Source organism: Streptomyces silaceus (genome assembly GCF_001419745.1).
Taxonomy (GTDB): Bacteria; Actinomycetota; Actinomycetes; order Streptomycetales; family Streptomycetaceae; genus Streptomyces; species Streptomyces silaceus.
In genome coordinates this window covers 1-9,265 of record NZ_LIRJ01000447.1, presented here as the reverse complement: position 1 = coordinate 9,265, position 9,265 = coordinate 1, and the positions used below count along the sequence as shown (strand labels likewise).

The window sequence follows — 9,265 nt, the reverse complement described above, 5'->3', positions numbered from 1 at the left end:
CCCGAAGGCAATCCCCAGCCCCCCGCCCACTCCCACCCCGTCGGCCGGCTCGTCGACCGGTTCCTCCAGCGGCGCGGGCACCGCCTTCGCCTGGCTGTTCGTGATCGCCATGGTGCTCGTGATCCTGTACGCCGAGAACGAGTCCTTCGCCAACCGGGTCAGCGCCGACCTGAACGGCGACATCGCCTCCGCCCAGGTCGACGACTGCGTGCACCTGGTCGAGCAGGACGAGGACCACGCCTCGGAGTGGGTCCAGGTCCCCTGCTGGTCCGCCGCCACCCGGTTCTCCGTACAGCAGCGGAAGATCGGGCAGGCCTGCGCCACCGATCCCTTATGGAAGAACGGCATCGGCGACCGGCGCGACGTCTACTTCCAGGTCGACCAGGCCTGGACCGGCCACCTGTGCGTCATCCCGAAGTAGCCCGCAGCCGCTCCCGCTGGGCCCGCGCCCACCCGTACCCGGGGTCGATGCGCAGGGCCTCGTCCAGGGAGGCCAGCGCCTCCGCGGTGCGGCCCAGGGCCTCCAGGGACAGCGCCCTGCTGCCCCACGCCCAGGCGTAGCCGGGGTCCAGGGCGAGCGCCGCGTCGAACTCCGCGACGGCCTCCTCGTGGCGGTCCACGGAGCGCAGGGTGTCGCCGCGCTCGCCGCGTACGCCCGGCGCGCCCGGGTCCAGTTCCTGGGCGCGGTCCAGGTCCGCGAGGGCGCCGGGGACGTCGCCCAGGTGCCGTCTGACGTGCGCCCTGCGGGCCAGGGCCCAGGGGTAGTCCGGCCACAGGGCGATCGCGCGGTCCAGGTCGTCCAGGGCCTCGCGGGGGCGGCCGAGGCCGTACTTGACCTGGCCCCGGCTGCCCAGCGTCAGGGGCTCCCTGGGGGCCAGCGCGTGCGCGCGGTCCAGCCAGGGCAGGGCGTCCTCCAGACGGCCCATGCGGCGGTACGTCTCGCCCCGGTCCCGCGCCACCCATTCCGCGCCGGGCACCAACTCCTCCGCGGCGGCCAGGTGTTGGAGCGCCGTGTCGAACTCGCCGAGCGCCCGGTGGGTGACGGCCAGGCCGTGGTGGCCCCACGGGTCGCCGGGCGCGAGCACCTTGGCGCGCTCGTGGTCGTCCAGGGCCTCGCGCAGCCGCCCGAGGTGGAAGAGCTGGAGGCCGTGCGCGTTGTGGGCGGCCGCCCTGCCCTCGTCGTCCAGTTCGGGCCGGGACAGGAGCAGCTCCAACACCCGCAGCGCGCCCGTCCGTTCGTCGGACAGCGCCCGCCGGCAGTCCGCCGACCACGCCGCGAGGTGCTCGGCCTCGGTGTCCTCGGCGGCGTCGGCCACCGCGAGCGCCCACTCGCGGGCCACCGCCGTGCCCATGCGGCACGCGTCCACCCCGACCCGCAGCACGGCGGGCAGCGCGGCCCGCGGGCGGGCGCACAGGCCGTGGTACAGCTCCTCGACGCGCAGCGCCCGCCACGCCGGGCGCTGCCAGGGGCGCCCCACCGCGTGCCGGGTCTCCTCCTCCAGGACGGCGCGCCGCTCCCCGTACAGCCCGGCCAGGCGCGTGTGCACGGACCTCCAGTGGGAGGGAGCGGAGTTGCGGCGCAGCCGCAGCATCGGGGTGCGGACGACGTCGTGGTAGCGGGCCACGCCCTGGCGGTCGGCGCGCACGAACGGCATGGCGCGCAGCCACGCGTACAGGCCCGCCGGGTCGTCGCGCCCGTCCAGCGCCGCGCGCACGACGTCCTCGTCCAGGCGGCGGGGCAGCGCGCAGTCCAGGGCGGCGGCGCGCCGCACGGGGTCCTGCTCCCACTTCAGGAAGCGTTCCACGGCGGTGGCGCTGGGGTCGCCGACGTCCTCCGGGCCCGCGGGGCCGGTCTCGGCGAGGGTGGAGACCAGGACGGGCAGCCGGCCCGAGAGGCGCAGCACCTCGGCGACGACCGGCTCGTCGGTGACGCCCTTGGCGGCGAGCAGGCCGCGCGCCTCGGTCTCCGTGAAGGGCCGCAGCGGCAGCTCGGCCGCGAAGTCCGCGGCGCCCTCCCAGCGGGCCGGGTCGAGCGGGCGCTGACCGGCCGTCACCACCACGACGTTGGCCGGGAGTTCGCCGTGGCGCTCGGTCGTCATGACGTCGTGCAGCCACCGGTCGAGGTAGGGCGCCGTCCGTTCGTACGTGTCGAAGAAGAGCACGATCCAGGGCGCGGCGTCGGCGGCACCGGAGAGTTCGTCGAGGAACACGGGGGTGAGCACGCGCTCCGGCTCCAGGACCAGACGGGCGTCCTCCTGGCTGCGGAAGCGGGCCCGCAGCCGGTCGGCGCCCACCGCGAGGCGCTCCGCGTCGACCAGCCCGGCCAGCGCGCCGACGACCGGGACCGTGCCGAGCGCGACGACCCCGGCGCGGGCCGCCAGCGCGCTGCCCGTCGACGGAGCGTCCGGCTCCGGTTCCCCCAGGGCGGCCACGACGGCCTCGTGGCTGCGCTGGCGGTGGACGGCGAGCGCCCGGTCCACGGTCTTCAACGAACGCCCCTGCTGGGCGAATTGTGCCGCTATCTCCGCGAGGACGTCGGGGATCCCGGCCGCCCCCTCGTCGACGTGCGCGACGAGGGCGCCGCGGTCCGCGGCCAGCTGCCCCATCTCCCGCACCAGGGACGTCTTGCCGACGCCCGCGTGGCCGTGCACGTGGAAGAGGAAGCGGTGCCGGTCGTCGTCCACCGGCAGGTCGAGGTTGGCGCGGAACGCCGTCAGCTCCTCGCGCCGCCCCACGAACCCCGCCCGGCGCCTGCGCCGGATGAGCTCCTGCATCGACACCCTCGCCCGCGCCATCCGCCCCTCCCGTGCCCCGGCCGTCGCCCCCAGTCTTCCGTACGCCCGCACCCCTTGTGATGAACGGAAGTTGGCATCCGTGGAACCGCGACCCCACTCACGGAAGTCCCTGGGGTATACAACCTTCACCTCCGGACACCCGTCTTCACTGATGCCACAGACTTTCCCCACAGGAGGAACAGTGCGCCGCAAGCTCATCACCGCACTCGCGGTCACCTCGCTGGCCACGCCGCTCGTGCTGGCCGCCACCGCCGGGTCCGCGTCGGCCGCGCCCACGCCGCCCCGCACCCCGGTCACCGACTTCAACAAGGACGGCTACGCCGACCTCGCGATATCCGCCCCGGGCGGCCTCGACGGCGGCACGCCCGGCCAGGTCTCGATCGTCTACGGCTCGGCGAACGGCCCCGACACGGCCCACGCCACCACCATCGACCGCGGCACGCCCGGCGTGCCCGGCGAGCCGGAGGACGGCGGCCGGTTCGGCAGCCAGTCGGCCGCCGCCGACCTCGACGGCGACGGCTACACCGACCTCGTCGTCAACGGCGGCCCGAAGGCGGTCGTCCTGTGGGGCTCCCCGCAGGGCCTGACCGGCCAGGGCAGCACCGAGCTGGAATCCAACGGCGCGCACGTCACCGCCGGCGACTTCAACGGCGACGGCAAGCGGGACCTGGTCACGGCCGAGTACCCGGAGCCCGAGGACCCGATGGACAACGACGACGCGGGCATGACCATCTCGTACGGCCCGTTCAAGCGGGACGGGAAGGCCGCGAGCACCCAGCAGATCGTCACGAGCCAGACCTTCGGCCCCGGTGACTTCGTCGTCGGCGACATCACGGGCGACGGCGCCGACGACATCGTCACGAGCCACGGCTTCGAGGAGATGGCGTACAAGAGCCAGTTCTGGAAGGGCGGCAAGGACGGCGTGGCCACCACGTCGCAGAAGCTCGCGCCCTCCCTCGGCGGGGCGATCGCGGACGTGGACGGGGACGGTTACGGCGACCTCGTCGTCCGCGACATCGGCGGCAACTTCGAGGACATGCCCTACCAGAAGGGCACGGTCCTCGTGAAGTACGGTTCGGCGTCCGGCCCTTCGGCGACCCGCACCGCGAAGATCACCCAGGACACGGCGGGCGTGCCCGGCGTCGGTGAGGAGGGCGACGAGTTCGGCGCCTCCATCAGCGCGGGCGACGTGAACGGCGACGGCTTCGCGGACATCGCCGTCGGCGTGCCCGGCGAGGACATCGAGTCGATCGCGGACGCCGGTTCCGTCGTCCTGCTCAAGGGCGCGTCCAAGGCGAACGGCGGCCTGAGCGGCAAGGGCGCGCAGGCCTTCGACCAGTCCAAGCCCGGCGTGCCCGGCGCCTCCGAGAAGGGCGACAAGTTCGGCAGCCAGGTCCTGCTGTCCGACACCAACAAGGACGGCAAGGCCGACCTGACGGTGACCGCGCCCCTGGAGGACGGGACCTACAAGGACTCCGGCGCCGCCTGGCACCTGCGCGGCTCCGCGAGCGGCCTGACCGTCACGGGCATCACGTCCTTCGGTCCCGCCGCGGTCGGCGCCCGCGAGAAGGCCGCCCGCTTCGGCGACTTCCTCGCCCCGTGACACCCGCCGCGGGGCGCCTCACCCCGTGAGGTGCCCCGCGCCCGGTGGGACGCCCCGCCTCAGCTGTCCAGTACGGGCAGCAGCTCCGGCAGGTGGCCGTCCGAGGCCGTGGCCGCGCGCTGCCGCTCCTCCGGGACCTCCCCGTAGAGCGTCGTGCGCGGCTTCGCGGGCCTGCCCGCCGCGTCCGCGATGGCGACGAGGTCCTCGATCGAGCGGTACGAGCCGTAACTGGAGCCCGCCATCCGGGAGATGGTCTCCTCCATCAGCGTCCCGCCCAGGTCGTTCGCGCCGGACCTGAGCATCTCGGCCGCGCCCTCCTGGCCCAGCTTCACCCAGCTGGTCTGGATGTTGGGGATGTGCGGGTGCAGCAGCACGCGCGCCATCGCCGTGACGGCGCGGTTGTCGCGGGTCGTGGGGCCCGGCCGGGCGATGCCCGCGAGGTAGACCGGCGCGTTCGTGTGGATGAAGGGCAGGGTCACGAACTCCGTGAAGCCGCCCGTCTCCTGCTGGATCGCGGCCAGCGTGCGGAAGTGGCCGAGCCAGTGCCGGGGCTGGTCCACGTGCCCGTACATCATCGTCGAGCTGGAGCGGATGCCCAGCTCGTGCGCCGTCTTGACGACCTCGATCCAGGTGGCGGTCGGCAGCTTGCCCTTGGTGAGGACCCAGCGGACCTCGTCGTCGAGGATCTCGGCGGCCGTCCCGGGGATCGAGTCGAGGCCCGCCTCCTTGGCGGCGGCGAGCCACTCGCGGATCGAAAGGCCGGTCCTGGTAGCGCCGTTGACGACCTCCATCGGCGAGAACGCGTGCACGTGCATGCCCGGCACCCGCTCCTTCACGGCCCGCGCGATGTCGAAGTAGGCGGTGCCCGGCAGGTCCGGGTGGATGCCCCCCTGCATGCAGACCTCGACGGCGCCGACGTCCCAGGCCTGCGCGGCCCGGTCGGCGACCTGGTCCAGGGAGAGGGTGTAGGCGTCGGCGTCGGTCCTGCGCTGCGCGAACGCGCAGAAACGGCAGCCGGTGTAACAGACGTTGGTGAAGTTGATGTTGCGCGTCACGATGTACGTGACGTCGTCGCCGTTGACGCTCTTGCGGATGTCGTCCGCGATCCCGCACAGCGCGTCCAGCGCGGGCCCGTCGGCGTGCAGCAGCGCGAGCGCCTCGTCGTCGGTGAGCTTCGTCGGGTCGTCGGCGGCCTGCTTCAGGGCCGCGCGCACGTCGCCGTCGATGCGGGACGGCACCATGCCGGGCGCGGCCTGCTCGCGCAGCGCCTCCCAGTCGCCGTACACCTCGTCGAAGTCGTCGCGCCGGTCGGAGGTGCGGCCGGTGGTGTCGATGGTGCGGTGCAGATCGGTGCGGCCCGCGGAGGCGACGTACCCCTCGTCGGGCTCCTGCCAGGGGTGGCCCTCGACCACCGCGTCCGGGTCGGCGAGGCCCGTCTCCGGGTCGGCGAGCGCCCGCACGTGCGGCAGCAGCCGCGGGTCGAGCCACGGCTCGCCGCGCCGCACGAACTCCGGGTAGGCGCAGAGCCGTTCGGCGAGCGTGAAGCCCGCGGCGGCGGACCGCTCGGCGAGTTCGTCCAGCCGCGGCCAGGGCTTCTCGGGGTTGACGTGGTCGATCGTGACCGGCGAGACCCCGCCCCAGTCGTCGATGCCCGCGCCGATCAGCCGCTCGTACTCACCGGCGATGAGGTTCGGCGGCGCCTGAAGGTTGCCCGCCGGGCCCATGATGTGCCGGGCCACGGCGATCGTCGCGACCAGGTCGTCGATCTCGGCGTCCGGCATGCCGCGCATCGCCGTGTCGGGCTTGGCGCGGAAGTTCTGGATGATCAGTTCCTGGATGCCGTGGTACGAGCGCGCGACGCGGCGCAGCGCGAACAGCGCGTCGGCGCGCTCCTCGTACGTCTCGCCGATCCCGATCAGCAGCCCGCTCGTGAACGGCACCGACGAACGCCCCGCGTCCTCCAGGACCCGCAGCCGCACGGCCGGCTCCTTGTCGGGCGATCCGTAGTGCGGCATGCCCGGCTCGCGCCACAGCCGCTCGGACGTGGTCTCCAGCATCATGCCCATGGACGGCGCGACGGGCTTGAGCCGCTGGAAGTCCGTCCACGTCATGACGCCGGGGTTGAGGTGCGGGAGGAGGCCCGTCTCCTCCAGGATGCGGATGGATATGGCGCGGACATACGCGATCGTGTCGTCGTACCCCTCGGCCTCCAGCCACTCGCGCGCCTCGGGCCAGCGCTCCTCGGGCTTGTCGCCGAGGGTGATCAGGGCCTCCTTGCAGCCCAGCTCGGCGCCGCGCCGCGCGATCTCCAGGACCTCGTCCGGGGACATGAACATGCCGTGGCCGTCGCGGCGCAGCTTGCCGGGCACGGTCGCGAAGGTGCAGTAGTGGCACTTGTCGCGGCACAGCCGGGTGAGCGGGATGAACACGCTCTTCGAGTACGTGATGACGCCGGGGCGGCCCGCCGCCGCCAGCCCGGCGTCGCGCACCCGCGCCGCCGACGCCGTCAGGTCGTCGAGGTCCTCGCCGCGCGCCTGGAGCAGGACGGCGGCCTCCGTCACGTCGAGCGCGACGCCGTCCCTGGCCCGCCTGAGCGCGCGCCGCATGGCGTTCGCGGTGGGTCGTCCTGCCTCGTCGGGCTGCGCGCTGTTGGTCATGTCTCCGAGCATACGAGCGAGAACACATGACTCCTACAGATGCTTCCGGGGCCCCGGCTCAGTGGTGCCGGTCCACGTACTGCGCCAGCCCGTCGAGCGCCGCGCACACCTCCGCCTCCCCGGCCGGCGGCAGCTGCACGATGACCTCGTCGACGCCCTGGCGTTCGTAGTGCTCCAGCTTGCCGGGGCCCGGCTCGACGGCCGTCAGCGCCACGTACAGGTCGTCGGGCGCGCGGCCCGCGTCCTCCCACGTCTTGCGCAGCGCGGGCAGCGCCTCGCACAGGCCGCGCCCGCCGATGGGCATCCAGCCGTCGGCATACTCCGCGATGTGCGCGAAGAGCCCCGGGCCCGCGGCGCCGCCTATCAGGGTGCGCGGCCCGAACAGCGGCCCCTTCACGCTCCGTTCGCGGGGCGGGCGCAGCGGCTTGGGGTAGGTCTCGCTGGCCCGCACGCCGCCGAACTCCCCCTCGTAGGCCTTGGGGCGGTCCGCCCACAGCGCCCGCATGACCGCCATCTTGTCCCGCACGACCGCGCGCCGCCTCGGCCAGGTCACGCCGTGGTCCTCGGCCTCCTCGCGGTTCCAGCCGTAGCCGACGCCGAGCGTGACGCGGCCCCCGGAGAGGTGGTCGAGGGTCGCGATCTGCTTGGCGAGGTCGATGGGGTCGTGCTGGGCGATCAGGGCGATGTTCGTGCCCAGGGAGATCCGCTCGGTGACGGCGGCGGCCTGGGCGAGCGCGACGAAGGGGTTGAGCATGCGGGCGCACTCCGGCGGCAGTTCGCCGCCGGGGTAGGGGGTCTCGCGGGAGAGGGGGATGTGGGTGTGCTCGGGCAGGTACAGCCCGGCGTAACCGCGGTGCTCCAGTTCCTGGGCCAGGCGTACCGGGGTGATCGTCCTGTCGGTCATGTAGAGCGTCGCGGAAATCCGCACGATCCCTCCGAAGATGTCGGGTCGGTCCACTCCTGCGCCGGCTGTCCGCCGGGTACCACTCGGGGCACTCTTCCTATCCCTGGAAAGTCGGTTGGTCCATGCCCCCGCGCTCATTAGCCTGGCGGCCGTGAACCGGCGAAAGCAGAAGAAGCTGACCAAACGCCTGGTGGGCGCGGCCATGCTCGGCCGGACGGCGTCCGTCGGATCGCTGCTGCGTTCCGGACTCGATCCGGAGATCCCCGACACCGACGGCACGACCGCGCTGTACGTCGCCTCGGTGCACGGCGCGACGGACACGGTGCGGCTCCTCCTGCGGGCCGGCGCGCGCCCGGACACGGAGAGCCGCGGCCCGACCGACGGCACGCCCCTGTGCGGAGCCGCCGCCTGGGGCCATGCGGCGACGGTCCGTGAACTCCTCGCCCACGGAGCCGACCCGAACCTGCGCGAGGACGACGGCACGGGCGGCTCTCCGCTGCGCTGGGCGCGCCAAGGGGCCTGCGGCCCGCACCCGGAGACGGAGGCGGCGCTGGTGGCGGCGGGGGCGGTCGAGTAGGGGCGGCCCGGGTCCCGCCCACGGGCATCAGCGGGACGCGGCCGGGGCCTTGTCCTCGATGCGGTACCCGCCCTTGACCAGCTCGCTGTCGGCGGCGGACGCCATGCACCTGCTCAGGAGCGGCTCGCCCTTCTCCGTCGCTCCCGAGATGCCGACGCGCGCGGGGGCGCCGCTCTCCTTGTCCCCCGCGTAGAAGCTGACGCCCATGCGGACGTGCCGCTTCAGGTAGTCGTCCCAGCCGTCCATGGTGCCTCCGGTGCGCACGAGACGGCCGGTGACGGTCGCGGTGGGACCGCCCGTGGTGAGGCAGTCGACCTTGAAGTCGCCCCAGTTCACGAGGTCGGGGCCGCCGTCGGGGGACGGCGAGCGGTGGTAGATGCGGAAGGTGCCGGAGGACTTCACGGGCAGGGACCAGTCCTTGCTCCGGAAGGTGGCGCGGGCGTCGACGGAGACCCGGACGTCGTCCTGCGGGACGGCGTAGTCGAGGCGGCCCTCGCCCTTGAGCCGCGAGGTGACGGGCTGCTCCGGTGCCTCCTGCGCACTCCGGGCGGTGGCGCCGCCACCGGGCACCGTCGACGCGGAGGCGGCCCCCACCGTGGTCGCGAGCACGGCCCCGGCGGCGAGGAGGGTGAGGGCACGGGCGGACTTCGTACGGCTGACGGACACGGGTGACTCCCTTGCTGGATACGGCTGATGAGGCGGCCCGAGAACTCCCCGGCCCCGCCCCAC

7 protein-coding genes are annotated in these 9,265 nt (G+C 73.8%); 3 read left to right on the top strand and 4 right to left on the bottom strand.

Features of this window, described 5'->3' with window-relative positions; translation table 11 throughout:
- Positions 1 to 421, top strand: a 421-nt coding sequence (locus AOK22_RS33380; protein WP_157872348.1) for a hypothetical protein, incomplete at its 5' end; no start/stop codon positions are given.
- Here AOK22_RS33380 and AOK22_RS33375 read toward each other — a convergent pair.
- On the bottom strand, positions 408 to 2,774 hold the full coding sequence (locus AOK22_RS33375; protein WP_079036987.1) for a tetratricopeptide repeat protein: 2,367 nt from the start codon (positions 2,772 to 2,774) through the stop codon (positions 408 to 410). The two genes, AOK22_RS33380 and AOK22_RS33375, sit on opposite strands and share 14 nt — an antisense overlap.
- A gap of 202 nt (positions 2,775 to 2,976) precedes the next feature.
- Between AOK22_RS33375 and AOK22_RS33370 the strand changes: the two genes are divergently transcribed.
- A complete protein-coding gene (locus AOK22_RS33370) occupies positions 2,977 to 4,398 on the top strand; it encodes an FG-GAP-like repeat-containing protein (protein ID WP_055702455.1) in 1,422 nt (473 codons plus the stop codon).
- Between the two features lie 59 nt (positions 4,399 to 4,457).
- Here the strand turns inward: AOK22_RS33370 and AOK22_RS33365 are convergent, their stop codons facing one another.
- Positions 4,458 to 7,055 carry a bifunctional FO biosynthesis protein CofGH gene (locus AOK22_RS33365; protein WP_055702459.1) on the bottom strand — a complete coding sequence of 866 codons (2,598 nt, stop codon included), beginning with the start codon at positions 7,053 to 7,055 and terminating at the stop codon, positions 4,458 to 4,460.
- Positions 7,056 to 7,113: 58 nt separating this feature from the next.
- Positions 7,114 to 7,983: a TIGR03619 family F420-dependent LLM class oxidoreductase gene (locus tag AOK22_RS33360; protein WP_055702458.1), complete on the bottom strand. Its 870-nt coding sequence runs from the start codon at positions 7,981 to 7,983 to the stop codon at positions 7,114 to 7,116.
- Positions 7,984 to 8,110: 127 nt separating this feature from the next.
- On the opposite strand from AOK22_RS33360, the gene AOK22_RS33355 reads away from it, so the two are divergent.
- A complete protein-coding gene (locus tag AOK22_RS33355) occupies positions 8,111 to 8,536 on the top strand; it encodes an ankyrin repeat domain-containing protein (protein ID WP_055702454.1) in 426 nt (141 codons plus the stop codon).
- Positions 8,537 to 8,563: 27 nt separating this feature from the next.
- Here AOK22_RS33355 and AOK22_RS33350 read toward each other — a convergent pair whose 3' ends face one another.
- On the bottom strand, positions 8,564 to 9,202 hold the full coding sequence (locus AOK22_RS33350) for a hypothetical protein (RefSeq protein ID WP_055702453.1): 639 nt from the start codon (positions 9,200 to 9,202) through the stop codon (positions 8,564 to 8,566).
- Positions 9,203 to 9,265: the final 63 nt, after the last annotated feature.